The organism is Agrobacterium sp. MA01, from assembly GCF_009650195.1.
Classification (GTDB): Bacteria; Pseudomonadota; Alphaproteobacteria; order Rhizobiales; family Rhizobiaceae; genus Allorhizobium.
Genome location: NZ_CP045854.1, coordinates 2,368,650 through 2,392,810, shown reverse-complemented (window position 1 = coordinate 2,392,810; position 24,161 = coordinate 2,368,650). Strand labels below are relative to the sequence as shown.

Genomic DNA, 24,161 nt, shown 5'->3' with positions numbered 1-24,161 from the left:
TCCTGTCTATCTGACGATTCGATTAACGGAAAATTCTTTATAGATGCGCATCTATAATATATGGAGAGCATGCATTGCTTCATTTACAAGCAATCCGTTGGTTATTATGGAGTGAAATATCTTTTTTGATAGGTTTTAACTGTCAATAGGCAGTCTCTTCAGGCTAATTTACCGAGAATATGGAATTGTTAGTGTTAATGTCCCATTTTAATGGGGGTCTGCAGTAGAATTCACGCAGCCATTTTCAGTTTCTGTGCGGGTGTGATGCCGCCGATGCTCATATCAGGCCGTTCGTTGTTGTAGGTCCATAGCCATTGTGTGGCGAATTCCTGTGCCTCTCGTGGGTCACGGGTCTGTAGAGAAAGCTTAAGCGTGGTCGATTTTTCCTGTGGATGTACCTGCTTCGGTAGCGGCCAACGCAGATAGAAAACACCGCATCGCGACTTCACGAGATAGGACGGATTGAACAAACCAATGTTCCCCTTGGATGTCTCCCCCAAGAAAATCCAATATTTAAGGCATTGATTTTAAACGAAATGGTGGGCCCGGAGGGCCTGCCGAATCTAAATGATTTCAACCTGTTATGTGCACTTGGGGCAAATTTCCGGTGTGAGGAAAATCAAGCGCTTAAGAATTTCTCTGTCCCACTTTTCTGGACCAAACTCAGTGCGTTTCCCGCGCTCGTGGGGAGGGTCGTATGAGTGCCTATCGACCATTCCGCGAAGTAAAGCTACAGTGGCTCCAGCAACTAAGCTGCGACAAGGATCTGAGCGATAACGCTCGGTCGATAGCTCTTTACATTGTCACCACACACATGAACGGCCACACCGAGAAGGCGTGGCCGTCCTATCAAACGATTGCCGACGCGACCGGCAAGAGCGTCAAGACCATCCAGCGTGCGATCCGGGAACTCGAAGACAAAGAGTGGTTCGATGTCCGGCGCGGGAATGGCATAGGGCACAACACGGAATATAGTCCCTCTGCGTTTTCGATCCTACGAGCATGCGAGGCACGTGAAAAGACGGACAGAATTGTCACCCTTCGCGCGGGCCAAGGCGGTCAGATCCGTCCACAAAGGCAGTCAGATATGTCCGGCAAAGGCGGTCAGATATGTCCACCTAATCCAGAGAAAGAAAAAATATATATACCTAACGCGCGCGAGGAGCGCTCGATAACTGGCAATCAGCAGCCTGCGGTGCCTGCGATTTTCGTGGCAGACACAAAAATCGAGCAATTGCACCAATGGCAAAAATGGCTGGGATCTCGCGGTCTTGGAACGCTCGATACGCTTTCAGTTCGCGCTACGGCAAACGGGAAAACAGGCTATTTGCTGCCGGGTCACTGGCCTCCTGCTGAATCGGGTCCGAATTCAGGGAGCTGGACTAGTTTCTTCAGCCGCCGACGTGATGGAGCACCTGCGAGCCGCGAAGGGACCATCGATGCACAATCGAGAGAAAGCGAATTGAGACCAATTCGGTCCCGTGCTATAGGTGCGCTATGAGGATCATAGCCAGGCGCACCCTCCGTGAATATGTCGACCGGCTGGCTGGCGACAAGGGACAGCCAGCTGTGAAGGCTGCGCTTGATGCGTGGTTCGACGAAGTTTGCAAGGCGCAATGGACCAGTTCCGCCGACGTGCGGCGGCTGTATGCAACTGCAAGCATCGTCAGCGCGGAACGGATCGTCTTCAACATCAAAGGCAACGATCATCGATTGGTTGTCGCGGCAGATTTTGAAAAAGGCATAGTCTGGATCAAGTGGATCGGGACGCACAAGGCATACGACAAGATCGACGTGAAGGAGATCGAACATGGTAGCTGATCTGAAACCGATCCGATCAGAAGCTGATTACGACGAAGCTCTTGCCGAGGTCGAAATCCTGTGGGGAGCAAAAGCTGGCACCCCAGAGGGAGACCGGTTGGATATTCTGGCGACCCTGATCGACGCCTACGAAGCAAAGATTTATCCCATGGATCCCCCCGATCCGGTGGAAGCAATCCGGTTTCGGATGGAGCAGCAAGGTTTGACCCGCAAGGATCTCGAACCGATGATTGGGCCGCGTAACCGTGTAGCAGATGTCCTAAACCGCAAGCGAAGCCTGTCGATCGACATGATCCGCAAACTTCACGCCCGATTGGGTATATCTGCAGAAGTCCTGATCAGGCCGAGTAGTGGCAAGGTCGCGTGACTTCTGTTTCGCCAAACGTCCTATAATTTCCACCTGAGTTAGTGCTGAAGTCTGTTCACTCGCAGTCTTGGCCAACGATAGCATTCGTGCCACTCCCATGCTTACAAGGAGTATCAAATCGGCTGCTCATGCCTTGGGCTTGGGAGAGGCATTAGACTTGCCCATCCTCCGAGGAGCGTCCAATACCAGTGCCTGCTGCAGGTATTTGGCAAGACGAATGATGTAACCCCTTTAATGGTGCATTTCATTCGCGAACTAATGATTTTGAACCCATTCTGGTGGGGCGAATGTCCTTTAATCTCAGCGGTCACTACTCACTTCCAATCAAGGTCGAGCAGGGGCTTGAGATAGGCGGCAGAGAGCAATGCTTCCGTGTCGAGCCGGTAGTGCTCAACAAAACCGCGAGACGGTATTTGCCCTTGCTGCAGCAGCGATAGAAGGGTAGCGGCATACCCCGTCGCCACTGAAACCAAGGCGTTGAAGCCGCCATTCGACCTTCTCGGTGAAAAGCGGAGGAAGTGACTTTTCTCGTTCGGTTGATGTTCACGGACACCGCGGGCGGTAACCATGAGCATCAATACGTCGTCCTCGATCACAGGCAACCCATTGCAAAGCAGCGATCGCAACATATCCCGGCGATTACGAAGTCCCAGATCATCAAGAAGGAATCTCATATAGTCGAGGTGGCCCGGATAGCGGATCGTTTTGAACGTGACGTTTTTCGGAGAAAACTCTGAGAAGATCGAAAGGTCGTCGATCCCGCCCGCGGTTATGAACTCTTCATAGCCGACACCATCGATGCTCAGTGTACGGTGATCTTCAAGGGGTGACAGGGTAAGAGCCTTCCCATCCCGGATTGCTGCGCTTGGTCGCGTGTACTCGTCGATGAGGCCGTCAACATTCCAGATCTGTCCGTAACCAAGCCGATTTGTCGGGTAACGGGGAATCGAGCCAACGCGAATGACTAGGTCCGTGACCGCCGAGCATCTTGACAGGAGACTCCAAGCGATATTGGCAATTAGACCTGGTGAAACACCACAGCCATTGAAAATGGCCCGCCGAGTAGAAAGGTCCTGGAGACGTTCCCTCAATTCAGGCCGAGCACCATTGAAGTCGAGATAGTGCACATTGGCTTGGGCCGCTGCCATGGCTACGGTTTTGACAGCGCTTTCAGGAACCGCAGCGACCGCAACATCACGCTCCGACAGCATCGTATTCAGTTCATCGGGATGACGGTACAGGCGTGAGGAGACGTCAATTCTCATCGCACGAAGCTGATCCAGCGCATCTTCAGAGCGATCGATCACTTCGACCGAGAATGCCGGGGCTCCTGCCAGAGTTGCCGCTAGGGCAATTCCGATTTTGCCGGCACCGACGATTGTAATTTTAAGAGGCACCATACCGGCTCTCAATTCTTGAACCGAGCAACGAAGCCTTGGAGGCGTGGATTCTGAGGGTTAAGGATCACATCATTCGCAGTCCCGGTTTCGGCGATGACGCCTTGGTCGAGAAAAAGAACACGGCTCGCGACATCTGCGGCGAAAGCCATTTCATGCGTGACGATCGCCATTGTCATTCCCTTGTCGGCAAGTCCGCGTATGACACTGAGGACCTCTCCCACCAACTCTGGGTCAAGCGCACTCGTTACCTCGTCCAGCAAAAGGACTTCGGGTTCCATTGCCAAGGCCCTGGCGATCGCCACACGCTGTTTTTGCCCGCCCGACAAATGGCTTGGATAGGCTGAGTGCTTTTCGGCAAGCCCGACCTGGGCAAGCAGGTCCATGGCTTGTTCCTCGGCCTCGCGTCTGGGACGCCGGCAGACCACGATCGGTCCCTCAGTTACGTTCTGCAGCACAGTCTTGTGGGGGAACAGATTGAAGTGCTGGAAAACCATGCCAACATGCCGCCGCAGCGTACCGATGCCAATCTCCTCATTTCGGTCCCGAAAGTGCTCGCCGACCGTTTTTTGGCGAAAGCGGATGGTGCCTCCTGTCGGGCGTTCCATCATGTTGAGGCAGCGGATGAAAGTTGACTTGCCCGATCCCGATGGACCGATCAACGCGACAACCTCCCCACGCTCAAGGCTGAGATCGAGGCCTTTCAGCACTTCGAGCGTACCGTAGCTTTTGCGCAGGCCCGACGCTTCAATGACAGGTGGGCTTGTCTTGGAATTCTGTGTCATTTCCTTGCATCCGTTCCGTTAATCGCTGACCCTGAGACGTCGTTCCACCCAGTCCGCCACCTGGGTGAGCGGCAGCAGCATGGCAATGTAGAGGCCTGCCATCAGCGTGTAGGATTCCAGTGGTCGATAGGTCTGGCCGTTCACTACGGCGGCCATATAGGCGAGATCGGCGACCGATATGACCGATACCAGAGAGGTGTTCTTGAACTGGATAACCGACTGGTTGATGAAGGATGGCAGGACACGTTTCATGGCCTGGGGAAGGATGATCCGGCTCATCGATTGCCAGGAACTCATACCAATAGCCGCTGCCGCTTCACGCTGGCCTCTGTCGATTGATACGATCCCTCCGCGAAATATCTCTGCGTAGAAAGCGCCGGCATAAAGTGAAAGTGTGAGCATCGCTGCGACACGGTTATCTATTGACCCGCCGACCAGCAGGGGAAAGGCGTAGTAGAACCATAGCAACTGAACCAGCAACGGCGTGCAACGGAAGATCTCCTGATAAACGCGCGCGGTGGCAGACAGCACCATCCAACCCGAAAGCCGCGCAGCGCAGGTGAGGAAACCAATCAGTACGCCGAAGAAGATCGAACCAAACGTGTAGAGGACTGTGATCCAAAGCCCCCAGAGGAAGAGGTCCCAGTATTGCCAGACGGAATGAAAATCCCAGCTATAGTTCATTGATCGCCTCCTTCTGTCCTGGACGGTCCGTCAGGCGATGGCTCACCGCTCCAGGGACAACCGTCTTCTTCAATCCTGCTTGTCATATCTGTTCCCCTGATCCATCGACCTGCTTGCGGAAGGGACGGTTGCTGATGCAATCGATAGTCTTACGTCCGTCCTGAGCCGACAATGCAAAGCTAATGTCTCTGCTTAGCGCATTTCTTGGAAGGCGGCCGATGCCGAGGTGAATCGACCGAGAATGCCAGCGATCCGTTCGCGGTTGGCCGGTGAAACTGGAACCATGGGCAAGCGCATTTCAGGTCCGGCAAGATTGGACAATGCAAGTGCCGCCTTGACGGGCCCCGGGTTCGACTCGATGAACATGCTGTCGGTCAGCTCGGCGATCAGTTCATGCAGAGCAAGTGCACGCGCCGTGTCACCGCGCTTCCAGGCCTCAACCAGTTGCACCATTTCTCGCGGCGCGACATTGGCGACTACGCTTGTAACACCGACAGCACCCAGCGACAGGAAGGGCAGGGTGAGCCCATCGTCGCCGGAATGGATGATCAACCGGTCTCCACAGGCACCGCGCAATTGGGTGACGCGGGCTGCTGATCCGCCCGCCTCTTTTATGGCGATGATGTTCTCATGCCTCCCGACCAATGCAGCACAGGTTTCTGGCGAGATTTCCACCCCGCAGCGCCCTGGGACGGAGTAGAGCATAACCGGGAGTGTGGTCGCTTGCGCCGCTGCACCATAATGCGCAAGAAGGCCCGCCTGAGTTGGCTTGTTGTAGTAGGGGGTCACGATCAGAACGGCATCAGCACCCGCCCGTTCTGCCCGCTTCACCTTTTCGATCGTTTTTGATGTGTCGTTGGCGCCTGCACCAGCCATTACCAACGCGCGTCCCGCTACAAGCCCGACGGTACGTTCGATCAGCGCATCCGCTTCATCGTCGGACAAGGTCGCAGCCTCTCCCGTCGTACCAACCGGCACAAGACCTGCGATGCCGGCTTCGATCTGGCGCTCGACAAGAGCGTCATAGGCGACGTAGTCGACACCCCCATCCTTGAAAGGGGTAATCAGGGCAGTGAAAACGCCGTTAAAGCGATGTGCAAGAGCCTGCATGGTCAAAGTCCTCTTTGTTGTCATCAGTCATTCAAGCTGTCCGCCAGGCTGTAACGGCCAGCGGGACGAGGGATGGAAACCAGCCATTGCGCAGCAGTGATGGCACCTGCGGCATAGGCTGTGAGCGTTTCGACACGGTAGATCAGTGTGGTTTCCGCTAAACCCATTCGGAAATGCACCTCATTGATGCCCACTGTTTCGCCCTCACGTTTGACTGTGATGGCTGGTTCAGGAGTTGAGAACCCCATGGCACGGCTTCGTGCTTCACAGAGCTCATGTGCGAGAAGCAGAGAGGTGCCGGACGGGGCCATCTTCTTGCGTTGGTGGTAGGTTTCGCTGATAGCCACTTCGGCGTCCGGGATGCGTCTGGTAAAATCCACTGCTGCGCGTTTGAAGGCTTCAAAGCCCGGGGCGAAATTCGCGCTGATCAGCATCGGTCGGTGACGCGTGAAAATGCTCAGTCGGTTGTCCTCTTCGGCGGTGAAGCCGGTCGTACCGATCACCATCGGAATGGATTTGCAGCCGATCTGCTCCTGTAGCTCAAGGCTCGCGCAGGCTTGGGAGAAGTCGATCATCACGTCGCAACGGCTGTTCATTTCAGCATCGGTCGCTCGATATTCGATGCTGCTCCCGGAGATGGGCACGCCGACAAACTTGGAGCATGGACGCACCAAAGCTGCGGCCAGCTCCAGGCCCGGGTTGGCAAGGATCAACTCCATGAGCCGTGTCCCGACGCGACCCGAGGCTCCCATAACGGCGATCCGCATAAGGGGTCTCCTCAATCGATTACGACCTTGGTTTCCGACATCTCGCGCAGCGCAATGCGGACACCTTCTCGGCCAAGGCCCGAGCGTTTGATGCCGCCGAATGGCACATGCTCCGCACGGAAGTCGGGTCCTTCGTTGATCATCACGCCACCGACATGCAGTTCGCGGGAGAAGATCTTGATTAGCGCGTGATCATTGGTGAAGATTCCCGCCTGAAGACCGTATTCGCCCGCATTGACTTCCGCGATCGCTGCCTGCGGATCGGTGAAGCTTCTGATCGCGATCACGGGGCCAAAGGTTTCATCGGCAATCACCGGCGCGTCAGCTGAGATTTGCGAAATCACGGTCGGAGAGAAGACCGTGCCATTATGCGTGCCGCCAGTCAGCAGTTTTGCCCCATGCAAAGAAACGCTTGCGTTGATGCGTTCAGCAACGGTTTTGGCCGATGCAAGGTCAATCACGGTTCCCATGTCCGTGTCGTCTTGCGAAGGATCACCGAATTCGACCGCGTCCACAGCGGCCAACAGTTTTTCGGTGAAGGCCTTCTCGATATCCCGATGAAGATAGAGTTTCTTCACGGCTGCGCAGCTTTGCCCGGCGATCTCGAAGCGATGGCCGATCGCTGTGGCAACCGCTTGGTCGAGATCTGCGTCCGGCATCACGAATAAGGGGTCGTTGCCGCCCAGTTCCATCAGGCAGCGGATCAGTCCGCTGGCGTTCTTGAGCGCAAGCCCTGCCGCAGGCCCGCCAGTGAAGGACAAAAGATCGATAGGTGACCTCGCAAGCGACACCGCAGCTTCCGCCGCGCCGTGCACGATCTGGAACAGGTTGGCTGGCCATCCAGCTCTGCCTGCAAGTTCGTGCAACCGCGCGGCGGCCAGCGGCGCCTTGGGTGACGGCTTGGCAACTACCGCATTACCGGCCGCAATCGCTGGTCCCAGCTTGTGGCAGAGCAAATTAAGAGGGTAGTTGAATGGAGTTATCGCTCCGACGACACCAACTGGCTCATACGTAATCGTCGCGAGTCGGTCAGCGCCGCCTTCCACGATTGCGCAATGAAGTGCTTCCCCGTCAAGGAATGTTGCTGCATCGCCGGAGAGCTTCAGCGTGTTTTGTGCACGACGTACCTCGTTTCGCGCCTCGCGAATCGTTTTGCCCATTTCCGTGGAGATTATGTGTGCAAGGTTTTCGGCGTCCGCAGCAATCTCGGCAGCCAGGGCATTCAGCATGGCGCGGCGTACCGCCGGCGTCGAGCAACGAAACTCCCGCTGGGCTGCCTTTGCACGCACCACGGCTGCAGTAATCTCTGCGCTCGAATTGGTCGGAACTTCGCCGACCAAGGACCCATTGAAGGGGTTGCGGACAGCAATTGAATTGCTGGTGTCGAGTGCTCGGCGCTGGGCTTGCATCATGTCGGTGTACCTCGTCATTCGTGGTTGGTGCTTGATCGGCTGGCGCCAGTCAGCGCAGCAATGGAAACCGGGCGCAGCGGCCAGCGACGACCCGTTAGGTCATCTATCGATGGCTGGCGGACCTCCGGCATGATCTCGGCCATTAGTTGAGCGGTGTTAGCGGCACAGAAGCGACCTTGGCAGGCGCCCATAGCAAAGCGGCCATTATGCTTGACCTCGCGCCCCGTGAGCTTGTCTGCGCGGTCGCAAAGTTGGCGGAGATCACCGACCGTCTTGCTTTCGCAGCGGCAGAGGATGGTGTCGTCAGGGAGGTTTGAGAGCAGAGCCTCACCTTGGACAGGTGCAAAGAGTGCTGAGAGAGTTGCTTGGGCTTTGCGGGCGCGTTCGACCGTTCGGTCGACTAGGACCCCGTCGGTGGAGCGGGACAGTATTCCCGCGATCGCCCGACCGGCGCGACGTCCATCGGCTTGCGCGGCAAAGACCCCAAGCGCTTCGCGACAATCACCCGCTCTGATGATGATCGGCCGCTGGTTGGTTTGCATCGCCTTATTCGGGAGCCTGAAGTCATTGGGTTGAATGCCGTCATGAAGCCCGACGCGGTCGACATCGACGTTTTGCCTCTCGCCATCTTTTCGCACAATTAGGACACGCAGATTTCGATCAGTTCGTTCGATCGCCTCAATGCGAGTGCCACGCAGCCAGGGGATGCGGTGTCGATAAATGTCCACGAGGTAGCCGGCCGCTTCCCGCAGAATTTCTGGATAGGCAAGCATGCGGATGCCTGCGCCTGGCAGCCTGAGCGGGTCTCCCTCCTCGATGATGGCGACAGGCGGATTGCCCAGCCTGGTCATTTGAGCGGCGACGGCAATCAACAGCGGGCCCGTGCCGCCGATCAGGACGCGACCTTTCGGTGGCTGTCCGGTTTCCTTCATCGTGAGCTGCAGCCCACCGGCGGTTGAAACACCGGCCAGCTGCCAGCCAGCACGCGGTCGCACCTTTTCGACTGCGCCTGTCGCGACAATGAGGGCCTTGGTGCGTACTTGCTCAAGACTGCCGGAGTGTCGGTTTTCGATAAGCACGAGCCCGTCGCCGTCGACCCCGAGAAAGACGCAAGCATGACGTACGGGAATACGGGCGTCGGAGAAGGCCTTTTCAAGCGCCTTCCAATCGGCATGACTCGCTGCTGACTGTTGGATAGGCGCAAGGCCGGGGATCGGCTGCCGATGGATCGCGCCACCAAGTGTCTCGCGCTGTTCTATGACCTCGACCTTAAAGCCCGAACGCGCCGCTTCCACGGCGGCAGAGAGGCCCGCTGCACCGCCACCGATGACCAGGACATCAAGTTCAATCATTCGACTTCTCCAGTGCCTCGACCTGCATGCCCGGACGTGCCGAAGTGATACAGGCCTCCCGAATGAGCCCGTCGACACGCAACAGGCAGTTCTGGCAAGCGCCGATGCCGCAGAAATATCGGGTCTCCTCGCCAAGAGGGCCGTAACCGAAGCTGACGACGCCGGCAGCTTCAAGCGCTGCAGCCAGGCTCTCACCGGTGCGGAACGGTATGGCATGTCCCTGCCAGTGGAAGGTCTGATTGGTCATGCGGAGACCTCAAGGTGGGCGAACCTGGCGGGGTTGAAGAATGAGATATCGATGTCCGGCGTCTCGCCGCAGATCAACTGGACGATTGACTTGCCAGTGACTGGCCCAAGGCAAATGCCGTCTCCCTCGAAGCCGGTTGCTACGTAGGCGTTGGCAACGCCCGGGATTTGGCCGACCAGAGGCAGGCCATCGACCACTGCGGTGCGCGTTCCGGCAAAACTCCTCAGCAATCTCAGGCTGGCGAGCTGGGGAACGAGAGCAACGGCTTCGCTGAGAATACGGGTGACGGCATCAATGTCATTGGTCTCGCGGTCGCCATGATCCTCGCGGGTACCACCGATCAGGAACTGCCCGGTTACTAGCGGATCGATGACCAATCCCAAGCCGCGCGGTGTAGGCGCATTGCCGGCCTTTTGGCTTCCCTTGCTGAGCAGATAGCGGCCGGACATGATCGCGCCCGGCATAGCGCCGTTCAGCGCTGGTGCTCGTTCTGTGACCAGCAACTGACCCTTGCGCGGTGTCAGGACGTCAGAGAGGGCGAGAAGACCCGCCGAACCGTTGCCGGCCGCAATGACGACCACGTCTGCAGACAGTGAGCCGCGGCTGGTTGCAATCCCTGCAACACGAGAACCGCCACTTTCCAGCACCAATCCATCGACACGCAGGTTTCTGTCGACAATGATGCCGCTTGTCGTCAGCAGCCTGTGAACGATCTGATAGCCGATTGCATGCCCTTCGCCGCGAACCTCGACAGCTAGGGTCGCCGCTGGCGAAACGGCTGGCAATGCAGAGCGCAAGCTGGAAGCCGATAGTGTTTCCACCTCAACGCCTGCACTTGCAAGAGCCCTTGAATGCGCTTCAAGTACGGCGCCTTCTTCGTCGGAGGATGCAACAATGAAAGTCGAGCGCCTCTTGAAAGCACCGGCGAAAACTCCGTCTTCTGCCAGTTCGGCATAGAGCTGGACACCCTTAAGTGCCGCAGCCATCATCGGGCCGGGCTTCTTGCTTGCAACAGAAACGGCGCCATCGGCAGCCCCCGTTGCTTCGGCAGCGGGAGCTGCTGCATCAACGAGGCGCACGGCAATGCCGCGTTTGGCAAAAAAGTAGGCGGTTGCTGCTCCGACGATGCCGGAACCGACGACTATGGCACTGGACGGTGAACGCGATTGCATGGTTTGGAGCCGACCTGATTGGTTGTGGGCCAATATTGACGGCGGCGAGGTACAAGCGTCGATACAAGATGATGGGCTTGCTTGTTCACGAAATTTGTATCCGCTAGAAAGTTCTGACCCCTTAACAGGGAAGAAGGGGGACCAGCGCCATGGCCAAAATCAGCCTCACACTTATCCAGACCTTCTATCAGGTGGCGCGCCACGGTTCGTTTTCGGCTGCGGCGCGCGATCTCAACCTCAGTTATCAGTCGGCCGCCAATCATGTCCGGCGCTTGGAGCAGATACTGCAGGGAAAGCTCATCGATTCCGAGCAAGGGGCAAAGCGCATCTCGCTCACCCCAAGGGGGCGGGCACTCTTCAATCTCCTCCACCCCGAACTGGACATCATGCTGGAACGGCTGACGAAGCTGATCGAGAACCAGCGTTCGTCGCTGCGTGTTGGCATGCCTCAGGCGATCTTCTTCTATCTGTTCCCTAGGGTTCTCTCTCGCTTTCGAGAAGCCTTCCCCGACATAGAGTTCGCCGTCTACGAGCGCGACACCGTGCTGGCCGAATTGGTCAAGAATGGCAGTCTGGATGTCTGTATTTCGGAGCGCTACTTCGGTGATCCCGTCGTTCCTCAGCGCCTGCTGGGGAGCTACCGATTGAGCCTCGTTTATCCGCAGTCCTGGGGAGAACCGCCCGATCAACAGGACATTCCTGCATGGTCTGCAGGCCGATCGTTCATCACCTACGAGCCTGGCCAAACTTTGCGCAACCTGGCGGTCGATTTTCTTGGCCGTGACGGGGCCATCATTCAGCCGACGATCTCCACCTCGGGGAGTTCTAGCGTCAAGCGTTGTGTGGAGGAGGGGCTTGGCTTCTCGATCATTCCATCCTGGTGTGTTGGCCCGGAAGACGCATCGATCCGCAGCACAAAGCTGAGCAATCTTCCAGAGGTTCGCGTCTATTTCGGAAATGCTGGCTTTCTGCAGAAGCACCCTATGGTGCAACAGCTCTTCGAGGACTGTCGCAGGGAGTTGGTCGGCCCCGTGCTCGACCCACCACGCAGCAGCGAACTCGTCCCGCCACCTCTGTGACGTCGACATACAAAAAAGCCGATAAGTGGCTCGGACTCTCTAGCATTGTTCCCTGATAAATCGCGGCTAGGCTGACTTCGTCCGGTCGGAATGAAAGTCCTGAAATGGGCTTCGGCGACAGGCAAAAAAGAGATTCTGGGGAACAAAGGAGAATAAACATGAAGTTGCTCAATAAGATCTGCGGCGTGGCGACCATGGCGCTTTCGCTTCTCGCAGGTACCGCAGCGTCGGCCGGAACCATCGAGGACATTCGCTCCCGCGGTGTGCTTCGAATTCCCGCAATCCTCAACGAGACGCCCTATTTTACTAAGGATCCCCGCACCGGCGAGTGGCAGGGCTTCGTGATCGACATGGCAAATGACGTGGCCAAGACCTTGGACGTCGAATTGGAAGTGGTGGAATCCAGCTGGGCCAATGCCATCCTCGATGTTCAGAGTGGCAAGGTCGACATGGCATTTGCCGTGACTGCAACGCCGGTTCGCGCCATGTCTGTCTCTTTTTCCGATCCGACCTACTACAACAGCTTTGTGCTCGTATCGGCAAAGGAAGAGCTGACGGGCAAAACCTGGGGCGAATTGAACGATCCCAAGTTCACCTTCGCCGTCGACCTCGGTTCCGCTCAGGATCTTATCACCCAGCAATACCTTCCCAAGGCGAATATCCTTCGCTTCAAAACCCGTGATGAAGCAATTGTTGCCGTCACTACTGGCAAGGCTGACGGGCTGGTGAACACGATGCTAAATGGCCTGGTGATTGCCAAGAAGGCCCCGACCATCGGCGTCGTCAAGGTTCCCACGCCTATTTTGTCGACGCCGTCGGTCGTTGCGCTGAACTATGGTGCCGACGAAACGTTTAAGAGCTTTGTGTCGGCTTGGGCAGAATACAATCGCCGCATCGGTAACAACCAAACTTGGATACTCAAGAGCCTTGAGACTTTCGGCATCACTCTGGAGGATATGCCGGTTGGCTTTGGCTTCGGCGGCTGAAAAGCCAGCCTGTGGCCTTCCGATGTATTTGTTTGGAACTGATATGTCCGCTCCAGACTAATGCTGACGGCAAAAATAAATTGTCCGATCTTAATCGGGGGCTCCGAAGATATTTTCGGGTGCCCCCTGTTCGCATACGAGCGGCAGTCGTTGAGCGGGCACCCTCTTACATCAGTGGAGGGACCATGTCCTACACCAAATGCCGCGATGCAGTACTTGACAAAAGCAGCGAGCTCCCGCGTTCCCTAGTGGAATATTGCCCCCATCTGCGATCTGGGCCCGATCTGCAGAGGAAGGACAGGAAGGCGCGCAAGCAGCCAAAATATAACATCCTCAGTGTCCGAGAGGCCGGCTGCTTCTGAAGTTATCCGGCAGCATCTCTGTCGCTCCCGCAGCACATCAAAGCTTTGACATCAGGTGTGTTATTCCCGCTTGAGCACATTCACTATCCTGCGCCGGGGTGCCTGAGCTCAGGCCAATTGCGCCGACTACCTCACCGTCTATGACTACGGGCAGGCCTCCCGCAACTACCATCAATCGGCCTCCAATCGCCGAGTTGATGCCGTATGCGGGACTGCCTGGCTGGCTCGCGACACCGTAGCTTTCTGTCGTACGCTTTGCACCCGCGGCAGTATATGCCTTGTCTTGTGCGATAATCGTGCTGGTGATTTTGCCGCCGTCCATGCGTTCAAAGGCAATCAATTGCCCCGACTCATCGGTGACCGCGATACACATTGGTACGCCGATCTCTTCGGCCTTGTTGCGCGCGCCTTCGATTAGCACGCGGGCATCGGTGAGGCTTAAGCGTTTGATGGTCAGCATTTTGGTCTCCTTGCTTTAGGCTCTGGAAATGCGTTAGCAGGTCGATAGACTTGGAGCACCTCGAATCGCAGCTATCGCCGTCAGTTCGGGGAACTTATGTTTAATGCTGGGTCGAAACAGTCCCCGAGCGGGCGAGGCCACACCACTTCGCAATGATCATTGCCGTCGTTGCGACAAATCTCACATGATCTTCGCTGTCGACCCATTCGTCAGTTGCGCCGTTCTGAGTCAGACTGCCGCAAAGCGGCCCAAGACCTATCGTCGGGATGTTCCTCTGCACCATCGGATTTCGTATGTCAGAGCCTGTATGCATCGGATTGATCCAGGGTTTGAAGCCGCAGATCGCCTCAATCGATGAGGCCGCAGCCTTGACCAATTCATGGTCGGCCGGGACTTCAGCACCGGCAAAGCCGGCGTCCCACAGGATTTTCGGTGGGTGAGTTGCCAGCCAGGGGTCGTTGGCGGTGAGCCATGTTCTTCCCGGCGGCCATGACGTGACTTAGTTTTCGTCAGTGGGGAGGCTCGCCCAAAAAAGAAGCAGTTACCTCGGTGTGTCCTTCAAATTTATTCTTGACAAGCCAAAAGCCGGTGGCACTGTAAAGCGGTTTAGTAAAGCGTTTTACTAAAGCGGTTTACCTGATCGGCGATAGGGGTGTTGAACGGGATGGCAAGGACTGGAGCGACAAGCCTGAAGGACGTGGCGGAAGCCGCCGGCGTTTCGGTGGCCACAGTCTCCCGCTTGCTCAACGGTACGCTCCAACTGCCGCCAGAGACCAGAGAGCGGATCGAAACTGCGATCCGCGACTTGCGCTACGAGCCCAATCCCCATGCGCGCCGCCTCAGCCGCGGTCGCTCCGATACAATCGGTCTCGTCGTTCCAGATATCGCCAACCCATTCTTCGCAACGCTTGTTGCTGCAGTGGAGCAGGAGGCCGACAAGCGTGGGCTGTCGCTGTCGCTGCATGTCACCCTCAATCGTCCAGGGCGCGAGATTTCCTATGTGACTGCGCTTGCCCGCAATCATGTCGACGGACTGATCTTTGTGACCAATCACCCCGACGATGGCGTTCTGGCCGGTCTGATCAATCAGACTGGCAAAGTCGTGATCGTCGATGAAGACGTGCCCGATGCTGTTGTTCCGAAGCTCTTCTGTGACAACGAGGAAGGCGGATATCTGGCAGGGCGCCACCTTGCGGAGCATGGTCATCGGCGAATTGTCTATATCGGCGGTCCGCAGGACATGATCAGCACCCGCCGTCGTTACAGGGGGTTGGAGAGGGCGCTGCTTGAGACAGGTATGCCCTTCGACGTGACCCGCTACGAAGGCAGTTTCTCCGTCGAGTTCGGCCGCGAGGCAGCTAGGCGCTTCATCGAAGAAGGAATGCCGGCAACGGCAATCTTTGCCAGCTCCGACGAGATCGCGATCGGACTGGTTGAGGTCTTGCGAGCTCAGGGCGTCTCCATCCCGGATGAGATCTCGGTGATCGGCTTCGACGATGTCGGGCCTCTCCATCTCTTTTCACCATCGCTCACTGCAATACGCCAGCCTGTCAGGGCGCTGGGCGAGCGGGCGCTGGCGCTACTTCTCGAAACAAATTGGCAGAACTCGGACAGCCTGGCTTCCGAAGAATTGCTGCCTGTCGAAATCGTCGTGCGGCATTCCGTTGCACCGCCGGCGAAACAATAAAGCAACGAAGCTGAACCGAACCAGAGGATAAGAACATGACACATCTTACACGCAGAACAGTGACTGCCGCACTTGCGGCAACGGCATTTGCCAGCATCTCATTCGGCTCCATCGCTCATTCGGCCGAAAAAACCTTCGCACTGATTCAAATTAACCAGCAGGCTTTGTTCTTCAACCAGATGAATGAGGGCGCGCAAAAGGCGGCCGAGGCCGCCGGCGCGAAATTGGTGATCTTCAACGCCAACAACGACCCGGCGGCACAAAACAGTGCCATCGAGACCTACATCCAGCAGAAGGTCGACGGTCTTGCCGTCGTCGCAATTGACGTGAACGGGATCATGCCTGCCGTCCAGCAAGCGGCCGCCGCCGGAATTCCGGTGGTTGCCATCGATGCTATCCTGCCAGAAGGGCCGCAAATGGCGCAGATCGGTGTCGATAACGCCAAGGCCGGTGCCGATATGGGCGCATTCTTCGTCGATTATGTGAAGAACAGCATGGGCGGCTCCGTGAAGTACGGCGTCGTTGGTGCCTTGAACTCTGCCATCCAGAATGTCCGCCAGGAAGGTTTCGAGACCGCGGTGAAGGCTGCCGAAGGTGTGACCACCGCTGGCGTCGTCGACGGTCAGAACGTCCAGGACACTGCGCTCGCCGCAGCCGAGAACCTCATCACCGCCAACCCGGATATGACGGCCGTCTATGCGACTGGCGAACCCGCATTGATGGGTGCCATTGCTGCCGTGGAGAGCCAGGGCAAGCAGGCTGACGTCAAGGTCTTTGGCTGGGATCTGACCGCCCAGGCCATCGCCGGCATCGATGCTGGTTACGTGACCGCAGTCATTCAGCAGGATCCTGCAGCCATGGGTGCGGCAGCCGTGGATGCGCTGAAGACAATCTCGGATGGTGGTACGGTGGAGAAGACGATTTCGGTCCCGATCACCATCGTCACCAAAGAGAACTTCGAACCCTACCGGGCCGTCTTCAAATGATCTCTGACAGACAGCACCCAACCGCTGTCGCAGGGTCGGGGGGAGGAGAAATCCTCCCCCATCGATCCGGCGAAAGCGCTATTCGCCAGCCCCGTATTTCACTACAGGGCATCCGCAAGAATTTCGGATCGCATCAGGCTCTGCGCGGCGTCGATCTCGATATCTATCCCGGTGAATGTTTAGGCCTGGTCGGTGACAATGCAGCGGGCAAATCGACCCTGACCAAGGTGATTTCCGGGACCTATATCCCGGATGACGGCACGATCACTGTCGACGGCCAAAAAGTTCAATTCAGTGGGCCCGCCGATGCGCGCGATCGAAACATCGAGATGGTGTTTCAAGACCTTAGCCTTTGCGATCATGTCGATGTTGTCGGTAACCTCTTCCTCGGACGAGAACTGACCAAGGGTCTGTTCCTTGATCGGACTCGCATGATGACCGAGGCGCGTGCAATGCTGGACGCGCTCGAAATCCGGATCCCGCGGCTCAGCGCAAAGGTCGAGAAACTCTCAGGCGGTCAACGCCAGGCCATTGCAATCGCGCGCGCTGCGTCCTTCAATCCCAAGGTCCTGATCATGGACGAGCCGACCTCGGCTCTGGCCGTGGCTGAGGTCGAGGCCGTGCTCAATCTCATCAACCGGGTCAAGGCAAAGGGTGTGTCCGTCATTTTGATCACGCACCGTTTGCAGGATCTTTTCCGGGTCTGTGACCGGATCGCCGTCATGTATGAAGGCACCAAGGTTGCTGAACGCAACATCGCCAACACGGACCTCCAGGACCTCGTGCAACTGATCGTCGGAGGGCAGAGACATTGACCACCTATACTGAACGCGCGTCTGGATCGCCGATTGCAGACTTCGTGTCTGAACATGCACAGGTGATGTCCATCGCCGTCTTCTTCGTCGCCTGCCTCGTCTTCTTTTCGGCCATGACCGATACCTTCCTGACGTTCGGCAACATTTTGAATGTCCTCCGTCAGGCAGCGCCGATCCTGATCGTTGCAGTTGCCATGACGCTGGTGATCATCACCGGTGGCATCGATCTTTCCGTCGGCTCGCAGGTGGCACTCGTCAATGCGGTTGCCGCAATCCTGCTTGCCATGGGCTACCCGTGGCCGTTGGTTTTGGCCGGCATGGTCGCCTTCGGAGCACTGCTCGGCATCGCGCAGGGCTGGTTCATTGCCTATCAGGGCATCCCGGCCTTCATCGTGACACTGGCCGGTCTCTCTATTCTCAGGGGCTTTGCCCTCTGGCTGACACAGGGGTATTCGATCCCTATCAAAGACGTGCCGGGCTTTTTCTGGCTTGGTCGTGGCGAGCTTTTCAGCATCCCTGTACCCGCACTGATCGCGGTGCTGGTCGCGGTGATCGGGTATGTGATCATCGCTTACACCAAATATGGTCGGCAAGTGGTCGCTGTCGGCTCCAATCTCGAGGCGGCACGGCGTGTCGGCATGCCGGCGAAATGGATCGTTGCCTCCGTCTACATGGTCTCTGGTATCGCTTGCGCCCTGGCGGGGCTTTTGATCGCCGCACGGCTTGGCTCAGGTTCATCCAATGCTGCGGTGGGGTTCGAACTACAGGTGATCGCTGCTGTGGTTCTGGGGGGCACATCCTTGATGGGTGGGCGCGGGAGCATCCTGGGAACGGTTCTGGGCACGTTGACCATCGCCGTCATAGGGAACGGCTTGATCCTGATGCATATATCGCCGTTCTTCACGCAGATCGTCACAGGCGCCATCATTCTCGTGGCCATCTGGCTCAACACCAAGATCTTCACAACCAATTTTCGCTTCGGCGCAAAAGCGAGGTGAAGGCAATGAACGAATTATCTGAGGCGCATATCCGCTCGGGCAACGTCATGACGGTGGCTGGTGCCATCCCCGCATCCGCGCTCGGTGTCACCCTGATGCACGAGCATATCCTCAATGATTGCCGATGCTGGTGGCACGCCCCCAAAACGCCGGAACGCCAGTATCTGGCCGACTGCTTTGTCTGCATCGAGATCCTATCTGAACTGCGGCAGGACCCCTTCGTCAACAAACACAACATAACACTGGATGACGAGCCTCTGGCGATCGTTGAACTGAAAGACTTCGCCGCCCATGGCGGTCGGACCGTCGTCGAGCCGACATGCCAGGGCATTGGACGAGATCCCCGAGCGCTGCGACGCATCTCCGAGGCGTCGGGTCTCAACATCGTCATGGGTGCTGGCTACTATCTTGGCTCGTCACATCCGGCCAAGGTGGCCGACATGTCGATCGACCAGATCGCCGATGAGATTGTCCATGAGGCGACTGTCGGCGTCGACGGCACCGATATCAAGATCGGGTTGATCGGTGAGATCGGCGTTTCCTCGGAGTTCACCGCTGAGGAAGAAAAATCACTGCGGGCAGCAGCGCGGGCGCAAAGGCGCACGGGGCTGCCGTTGATGGTGCATCTTCCTGGCTGGTTCCGCCTTGGGCACAAGGTGCTTGATATCGTCGAAGAGGAGGGGGCAGAGCTCCGTCATACCGTGCTTTGCCACATGAACCCCTCACATGACGATCTTACTTACCAGCAGGAGCTCGCGATCCGTGGAGCCTTCCTGGAATACGACATGATCGGCATGGATTTCTTCTATGCCGACCAGCAGGTCCAGTGCCCGAGCGACGAGGAAGCGGCGCGCGCCATCGTCAAGCTGGTCGAGAGGGGGCTCATCGACCGTATCCTGCTCTCCCACGATGTCTTCGTGAAGATGATGCTGACCCGCTATGGCGGCAATGGATACGCATACATCCTCAAGCATTTCCTGCCGCGACTGAAGCGTCACGGCCTGAGCGATCGCCAGCTCGAGATCCTCATGCGTGACAATCCAAGATCGGTCTTCGAGGCGACGGCCTGATCGACAGACGACAAACCATGGAAGATAAGATGACAAAAAAAGTTCTACTCGTCGGTGAAAGCTGGGTCAGTTCGGCCACCCATTACAAGGGTTTTGACCAGTTTGGCAGCGTGACGTTCCATCTCGGCGCAGAGCCGCTGGTCAAAGCGCTTGAGGGCAGTGAGTTTGATCTGACCTATATGACTGCCCATGATGCCGTGGAGAAATTCCCCTTCGAAATGGAGGGACTGGACGCCTACGACGTGATCATCCTATCGGACATCGGCGCCAACTCCTTGTTGCTCCCACCAGCGGTGTGGCTGCATTCCAAGACCGTGCCGAACAGGCTGAAGCTGATCAAGGCATGGGTTGAAAAAGGCGGTGGCCTGTTGATGGTCGGCGGCTATTTTTCGTTCCAGGGTATCGACGGCAAGGCCCGTTGGCGTCGGACCCCCGTCGAAGACGTCCTACCGGTGACGTGCCTACCCTATGACGATCGTGTCGAGATCCCGGAGGGAACGGGTGCCGTCATCGTCAAGGCCGACCATCCAACGGTGGCGGGTATGGAAGGCGAGTGGCCCGTACTTCTCGGCGTCAACGAGGTTGAAGTGCGTGACCGTGCCGATGTCGAGGTGATCGCTCGTCTCCCTGAAGAGCAGGGCAGCCATGCTCTGCTGGTCACGGGCAAATTCGGCAAGGGAAGAAGCGCTGCCTGGACATCTGACATCGGTCCCCACTGGCTGTCGCCCGCATTTTGCGAATGGGAGGGCTATGGCCGACTTTGGAAGAACATCCTGGGTTGGCTCAGCGAAAAGGGTTGAGGCAATTGCGGTTCATCCAAGCGGGTCTCAACACGCCAGGATGGACCGCATTTCTTCGCTGGTCGGGAAGGCTGAACGCGTGCCGCGGCGGCTGACGGTCAAAGCCGAAGCTGCTGCCGCATGGCTGATGGCGCGTTTGTCAAGTTCGACGCCGCGCAAGGCTGCCGAAGCCAGAGCCACGGCCATGAAGGTGTCGCCAGCGCCGGTGGTGTCGATGGCCCTGGCGGAAACAGCCGGGATGGTCGCAATCGGTTCACTTTGGCTTGCCAGCAGCGCCCCATCCCCCCCAAGCGTCAGCACGACGTGGCGGACGCCCGACTGGAGCAGCCATTCGGTCGCAGCGTCATTTGAAGAACCAGTGAGGCTCTCTGCTTCGCCCCGGTTCAAGAATGCGATGTCGATCAGTGGCCAGAACGCCCCGAAATACGGCCTGAGCGGCGAGGGGTTGAAGGCGGTGACAAGTTTACGACGGCGGGCTTCCTGCAGCAGACCAAAGGTGGTCGCCTCGCTGAGGTTGCCCTGCAGGACTAAAAGGTCGCCAGCGGTGGCACCGTCGAGGGCAGCGATGGCTTCTTCTGGCGCCAATGAGCCTGCTGAATCGGTGGTAGTCACGATGGCGTTTTCGCCGTCCGGGGTTGTGAAGATGATGGAAAAGTCGCTGGAGCGACCGGCCAAGGTGATGAGCTTGGTCTCGACTGGCTCTAGCGCCAGCTGATTGCGAATGGTCTGGGCGCGGAAATCCTCGCCCACGGCTGAGACCAGGATGGTGGGCAGACCCGTGCGGCCCATGACCACCGCTTGGTTTGCACCTTTGCCGCCAAGGTCACGCGTTTCTTCGCGACCGAGGATGGAAGCCCCGGCTTCCGGCATGGTCGAAACGGAAATGGTTTCGTCGACAGCGACGTTACCGATCACATGAGCACGAACACTGACAGGCATTGCTGGCCTTCGGAAGGAAATGAAAATGCAGACGATTTCGGATAACAATTCAAGCGCCATAAGGGAAATATTCGGCACTGACAAGGCGCTGATCGGGATGATCCATTGCGCGCCCTTTCCAGGCGCCCCGCGCTATCGGGGAACATCAGTCGACGCAATCTACGATGTCGCGATGCGCGATGCTGAAGCCTTGATCGAAGGCGGCCTGCACGGTCTGATCATCGAAAATCACGGCGATATCCCTTTCTCGAAGCCTGAAGATATCGGACCTGAAACATCCGCCTTCATGTCTGTTGTCGCCGATCGTATCGGCCGTGCAACGGGCGTGCCAATGGGGATCAATGTGCTGGCCAACGCGCCGATCCCGGCTTTCGCGATTGCCATGGCCGGTGGGGCGCGCTTCATTCGCGTCAACCAATGGGCAAATGCCTATGTGGCGAATGAAGGCTTCATGGAGGGGCGCGCCGCCGAAGCGATGCGTTATCGTTCGGCCTTGCGTGCCGAACATATCAAGGTCTTTGCAGACAGCCACGTCAAACACGGGGCTCACGCCATTACCGCCGATCGCAGCATCGAGGAATTGACCCGTGACCTCGCTTTCTTTGACGCTGATGTCATCATCGCAACCGGCCAGCGGACCGGCAATTCTGCGACTGTCGAGGAGATCGAAACCATTGGTGCTGCAACCCATCTGCCTCTTCTGGTCGGATCCGGTGTCACCAAGGACAATATCCTCGAAATCCTGAAGCGAACAAATGGTGTGATCGTCGCCTCCTCGCTGAAAGAAGGTGGCGTCTGGTGGAACCCGGTCGAACCAGCACGGGTCAAGGCTTTCGTCGAGGCTGCACGCCCGGGGCTGGAGGCCTGATTATGGCAGAGACGCTTTCTGAGCAGATCCTGCGTGAAAACGCTGAAGTCCTCGAAGAGATGCTCGGGCATCGCTTTGTCGATGACATCAAGGCTGACCGTCTCCCAAAGGACGTGTTCGAGCGCTACCTCGTCTTTGAAGGCGCCTTTGTCGATACCGCGATCTCTATCTTTGCGTTCGCGACAGCCAAGGCCGAAACAATGGCTCAAAAGCGCTGGCTGGTCGCCGTCCTCGATGCGCTCGCCAATCAGCAGATTGTCTATTTCGAAAAGACGTTCGCAGCGCGGGGTATCGATCCTCGCGACTTCAACCTCTCGGTGGCAGAGGTGGCGAATTTTCGGGATGGCATGCTTTCGATCGCGCGCGACGGTGGTTATCTCGATACGGTTGCGGCGATGTTTGCTGCCGAATGGATGTACTGGACATGGTCTAAGCAGGCGGCACAACTTGAGATCAGCGATCCCTTGCTGAAGGAGTGGGTGGACCTGCATGCCCATCCGGATTTTGCGGCTCAAGCCCTCTGGCTGAAAGCTGAGCTGGATAGAGCAGGGGATGACATGAGTGCCTCCGAGCGGTCACGTCTGAGTGGCGTTTTCGGTCGGGCCCAGTCGCTCGAGATCGCGTTCCACGACGCACTTTACCTCTGAGGGAACCCGTCATGCTCACCATCAACGGCAATCGTCTCAACTCTCGCCTTCAAGCCTTTGCCGCCATTGGTGAAACCGCGAAAGGCGGCGTCAATCGCCAGGCTTTGACGGACGGCGACCGAAGCGCCCGGCGAATGCTCGCTGAGCTTGCCTGGGCCCGGGGGTTTCGGGTGTTCCAGGACCCTATGGCCAACCTCTTCGTCTGGCGCAACGGCCGCGACGAGGCACTTCCTCCTTTGCTGATCGGTAGCCATCTCGACAGCCAACCAGCGGGTGGCCGCTTCGATGGCGCATTGGGCACTCTGTCTGCGTTTGAGGTCCTGGAAAGTCTGGAAGATGCAGGGACGGCGACCGAGCGCGCCGTTGCCGTGGTATCCTGGACGAACGAGGAGGGATGCCGTTTCTCGCCAGGCTGTATGGGATCCATGGCGTTTTTTGAAGGCGCGATCCCGCCCACGTGGCAGGACAAGGTCGCAACGGATGGTGCAGCATTCACAGGAGAGCTGGCTCTCACAATCGAAAGCCTGCCGGAGGCAGCCATGCTGCCGCTCGGATTTCCGGTTCATGCCTATCTCGAAGTCCATATCGAGCAAGGGCCGTCATTGGAGGCAGCTGGGATTCCGATCGGTGTCGTGAAAGGCATCCAGGGAACACGGTGGCTGGATGTGACGGTTACGGGCCAGACGGCTCATGCCGGCACGACAGGTCTCGCCTGGCGTCGCGACCCACTTCGCGCTTTGACCGCTGCGCTGTCGAGCCTCTACGCAGCCGTTATGCCAGGCGATCCGGACGCCCGTTTCACCATTGGTCGGATTTCCGCAGAGCCAGGGTCGGTCAATGCTATCCCCGAGGAGGTTCGCTGTACGGTCGATATGCGTCATCCCGATCCAGGGCGGCTGGACGAGATCGAGGAGCTTGTGAAATCGCGGATCGGCCAGGAGGCGGAGCGGCAGGGCTGTAGCGTTCAGATCACACGGTCCTTCGATATGCCCCCTTGTGCATTCTCTCAAACACTATGTGAAGTGATCGAAGAAGCAGCGACCGCCTGCAAGGTCGAGAGTGTGCGGATGTTATCTGGGGCGTTTCACGATGCGCTGTTTGTCAATCGCGTCGCGCCAGCCGGGATGATCTTTGTTCCGTGTCGCGATGGGCTTAGCCACAACGAGGCAGAATATGTCGAGCCGTCGGATGTTGTCACCGGCTGCCAGGTGCTGGCGCAGGCGACACTGGAGTTGGCGCGCGGGGGCGGGATGGCTGTCGTCGATGGTTAGTTTGTGATGTTCTCGGTTTGGTGGACTGAGGGGATGCGGTAATGCTCATGGTTCTGTTCGTTAGCCGCCCTTTGTGCAA

The 24,161-nt window shown here is 57.6% G+C and carries 25 protein-coding genes and 1 pseudogene; 14 read left to right on the top strand and 12 right to left on the bottom strand.

Features of this window, described 5'->3' with window-relative positions:
- Positions 1–371 precede the first annotated feature (371 nt).
- Positions 372–449: pseudogene (locus GH983_RS24560) on the bottom strand (hypothetical protein); the annotation flags it as partial.
- 248 nt (positions 450–697) lie between these two features.
- Between GH983_RS24560 and GH983_RS11610 the strand changes: the two are divergent.
- The 3 genes from GH983_RS11610 to GH983_RS11600 are packed head-to-tail and all read left to right on the top strand — an operon-like array spanning position 698 to position 2,188.
- The gene (locus GH983_RS11610; protein WP_083229520.1) at positions 698–1,501 is read left to right on the top strand and encodes a helix-turn-helix domain-containing protein; all 804 of its coding nucleotides are present in this window, start codon (positions 698–700) and stop codon (positions 1,499–1,501) included.
- The gene (locus GH983_RS11605) at positions 1,498–1,821 is read left to right on the top strand and encodes a type II toxin-antitoxin system HigB family toxin (RefSeq protein WP_069041002.1); all 324 of its coding nucleotides are present in this window, start codon (positions 1,498–1,500) and stop codon (positions 1,819–1,821) included. Before GH983_RS11610 ends, GH983_RS11605 begins: the two co-directional genes overlap by 4 nt.
- Positions 1,811–2,188 (top strand): type II toxin-antitoxin system HigA family antitoxin, encoded by a 378-nt coding sequence (locus tag GH983_RS11600; RefSeq protein ID WP_069041003.1) that lies wholly within the window; start codon positions 1,811–1,813, stop codon positions 2,186–2,188. The genes GH983_RS11605 and GH983_RS11600 overlap by 11 nt, the downstream gene beginning before the upstream one ends.
- Before the next feature lie 314 nt (positions 2,189–2,502).
- Here the strand turns inward: GH983_RS11600 and GH983_RS11595 are convergent, their stop codons facing one another.
- The 9 genes from GH983_RS11595 to GH983_RS11555 form a co-directional block, all read right to left on the bottom strand.
- Entirely contained in the window at positions 2,503–3,588 is a 1,086-nt protein-coding gene (locus GH983_RS11595) for a saccharopine dehydrogenase family protein (protein ID WP_069041004.1), read from the bottom strand.
- 8 nt (positions 3,589–3,596) lie between these two features.
- Complete coding sequence (locus GH983_RS11590) at positions 3,597–4,370, bottom strand: amino acid ABC transporter ATP-binding protein (protein ID WP_069041005.1); 774 nt, start codon at positions 4,368–4,370, stop codon at positions 3,597–3,599.
- 18 nt (positions 4,371–4,388) lie between these two features.
- Positions 4,389–5,054, bottom strand: coding sequence for an amino acid ABC transporter permease (locus GH983_RS11585; protein WP_069041006.1), 666 nt, complete (start codon positions 5,052–5,054; stop codon positions 4,389–4,391).
- Positions 5,055–5,246: 192 nt separating this feature from the next.
- Complete coding sequence (gene dapA, locus GH983_RS11580) at positions 5,247–6,164, bottom strand: 4-hydroxy-tetrahydrodipicolinate synthase (RefSeq protein WP_069041007.1); 918 nt, start codon at positions 6,162–6,164, stop codon at positions 5,247–5,249.
- A gap of 23 nt (positions 6,165–6,187) precedes the next feature.
- Positions 6,188–6,883 carry a dihydrodipicolinate reductase C-terminal domain-containing protein gene (locus GH983_RS11575; protein WP_236759294.1) on the bottom strand — a complete coding sequence of 232 codons (696 nt, stop codon included), beginning with the start codon at positions 6,881–6,883 and terminating at the stop codon, positions 6,188–6,190.
- A gap of 59 nt (positions 6,884–6,942) precedes the next feature.
- Entirely contained in the window at positions 6,943–8,343 is a 1,401-nt protein-coding gene (locus tag GH983_RS11570; protein WP_069041009.1) for an aldehyde dehydrogenase family protein, read from the bottom strand.
- A 14-nt stretch (positions 8,344–8,357) separates the two neighbouring features.
- The gene (locus tag GH983_RS11565) at positions 8,358–9,695 is read right to left on the bottom strand and encodes an FAD-dependent oxidoreductase (RefSeq protein WP_069041010.1); all 1,338 of its coding nucleotides are present in this window, start codon (positions 9,693–9,695) and stop codon (positions 8,358–8,360) included.
- A complete protein-coding gene (locus tag GH983_RS11560; protein WP_069041011.1) occupies positions 9,688–9,942 on the bottom strand; it encodes a 2Fe-2S iron-sulfur cluster-binding protein in 255 nt (84 codons plus the stop codon). The genes GH983_RS11565 and GH983_RS11560 overlap by 8 nt, the downstream gene beginning before the upstream one ends.
- The gene (locus GH983_RS11555) at positions 9,939–11,114 is read right to left on the bottom strand and encodes an FAD-binding oxidoreductase (RefSeq protein WP_069041012.1); all 1,176 of its coding nucleotides are present in this window, start codon (positions 11,112–11,114) and stop codon (positions 9,939–9,941) included. Before GH983_RS11555 ends, GH983_RS11560 begins: the two co-directional genes overlap by 4 nt.
- Before the next feature lie 149 nt (positions 11,115–11,263).
- On the opposite strand from GH983_RS11555, the gene GH983_RS11550 reads away from it, so the two are divergent.
- Both GH983_RS11550 and GH983_RS11545 read left to right on the top strand, forming a co-directional pair.
- The gene (locus tag GH983_RS11550) at positions 11,264–12,193 is read left to right on the top strand and encodes a LysR family transcriptional regulator (RefSeq protein WP_069041013.1); all 930 of its coding nucleotides are present in this window, start codon (positions 11,264–11,266) and stop codon (positions 12,191–12,193) included.
- Positions 12,194–12,351: 158 nt separating this feature from the next.
- Positions 12,352–13,179, top strand: a complete 828-nt coding sequence (locus GH983_RS11545) for a transporter substrate-binding domain-containing protein (protein WP_069041014.1) — start codon at positions 12,352–12,354, stop codon at positions 13,177–13,179.
- A gap of 399 nt (positions 13,180–13,578) precedes the next feature.
- On the opposite strand, the gene GH983_RS11540 is transcribed toward GH983_RS11545, so the two are convergent.
- Positions 13,579–14,001, bottom strand: coding sequence for a heme-binding protein (locus GH983_RS11540; RefSeq protein WP_069041015.1), 423 nt, complete (start codon positions 13,999–14,001; stop codon positions 13,579–13,581).
- A 664-nt stretch (positions 14,002–14,665) separates the two neighbouring features.
- Between GH983_RS11540 and GH983_RS11535 the strand changes: the two genes are divergently transcribed.
- Genes GH983_RS11535 through GH983_RS11510 form a run of 6 tightly spaced genes read left to right on the top strand, consistent with a single transcriptional unit; the run spans position 14,666 to position 20,357 of the window.
- Complete coding sequence (locus GH983_RS11535; RefSeq protein WP_069041017.1) at positions 14,666–15,688, top strand: LacI family DNA-binding transcriptional regulator; 1,023 nt, start codon at positions 14,666–14,668, stop codon at positions 15,686–15,688.
- A 35-nt stretch (positions 15,689–15,723) separates the two neighbouring features.
- On the top strand, positions 15,724–16,674 hold the full coding sequence (locus tag GH983_RS11530; protein ID WP_069041018.1) for a substrate-binding domain-containing protein: 951 nt from the start codon (positions 15,724–15,726) through the stop codon (positions 16,672–16,674).
- Positions 16,671–17,489 carry an ATP-binding cassette domain-containing protein gene (locus GH983_RS11525; RefSeq protein WP_069041019.1) on the top strand — a complete coding sequence of 273 codons (819 nt, stop codon included), beginning with the start codon at positions 16,671–16,673 and terminating at the stop codon, positions 17,487–17,489. The genes GH983_RS11530 and GH983_RS11525 overlap by 4 nt, the downstream gene beginning before the upstream one ends.
- Entirely contained in the window at positions 17,486–18,487 is a 1,002-nt protein-coding gene (locus tag GH983_RS11520; protein WP_069041020.1) for an ABC transporter permease, read from the top strand. Before GH983_RS11525 ends, GH983_RS11520 begins: the two co-directional genes overlap by 4 nt.
- Positions 18,488–18,492: 5 nt before the next feature.
- A complete protein-coding gene (locus GH983_RS11515; protein ID WP_069041021.1) occupies positions 18,493–19,557 on the top strand; it encodes a phosphotriesterase in 1,065 nt (354 codons plus the stop codon).
- Positions 19,558–19,586: 29 nt separating this feature from the next.
- Complete coding sequence (locus tag GH983_RS11510; RefSeq protein WP_069041022.1) at positions 19,587–20,357, top strand: glutamine amidotransferase; 771 nt, start codon at positions 19,587–19,589, stop codon at positions 20,355–20,357.
- Positions 20,358–20,384: 27 nt separating this feature from the next.
- On the opposite strand, the gene GH983_RS11505 is transcribed toward GH983_RS11510, so the two are convergent.
- The gene (locus GH983_RS11505; protein ID WP_069041023.1) at positions 20,385–21,296 is read right to left on the bottom strand and encodes a PfkB family carbohydrate kinase; all 912 of its coding nucleotides are present in this window, start codon (positions 21,294–21,296) and stop codon (positions 20,385–20,387) included.
- Between the two features lie 25 nt (positions 21,297–21,321).
- Here GH983_RS11505 and GH983_RS11500 point away from each other — a divergent pair, with 25 nt between their 5' ends.
- Genes GH983_RS11500 through GH983_RS11490 form a run of 3 tightly spaced genes read left to right on the top strand, consistent with a single transcriptional unit; the run spans position 21,322 to position 24,082 of the window.
- A complete protein-coding gene (locus GH983_RS11500; protein ID WP_069041024.1) occupies positions 21,322–22,164 on the top strand; it encodes a BtpA/SgcQ family protein in 843 nt (280 codons plus the stop codon).
- Complete coding sequence (locus tag GH983_RS11495; protein ID WP_171901606.1) at positions 22,164–22,811, top strand: TenA family protein; 648 nt, start codon at positions 22,164–22,166, stop codon at positions 22,809–22,811. Before GH983_RS11500 ends, GH983_RS11495 begins: the two co-directional genes overlap by 1 nt.
- 11 nt (positions 22,812–22,822) lie before the next feature.
- Positions 22,823–24,082, top strand: a complete 1,260-nt coding sequence (locus GH983_RS11490; RefSeq protein WP_069041026.1) for a Zn-dependent hydrolase — start codon at positions 22,823–22,825, stop codon at positions 24,080–24,082.
- Positions 24,083–24,161: the final 79 nt, after the last annotated feature.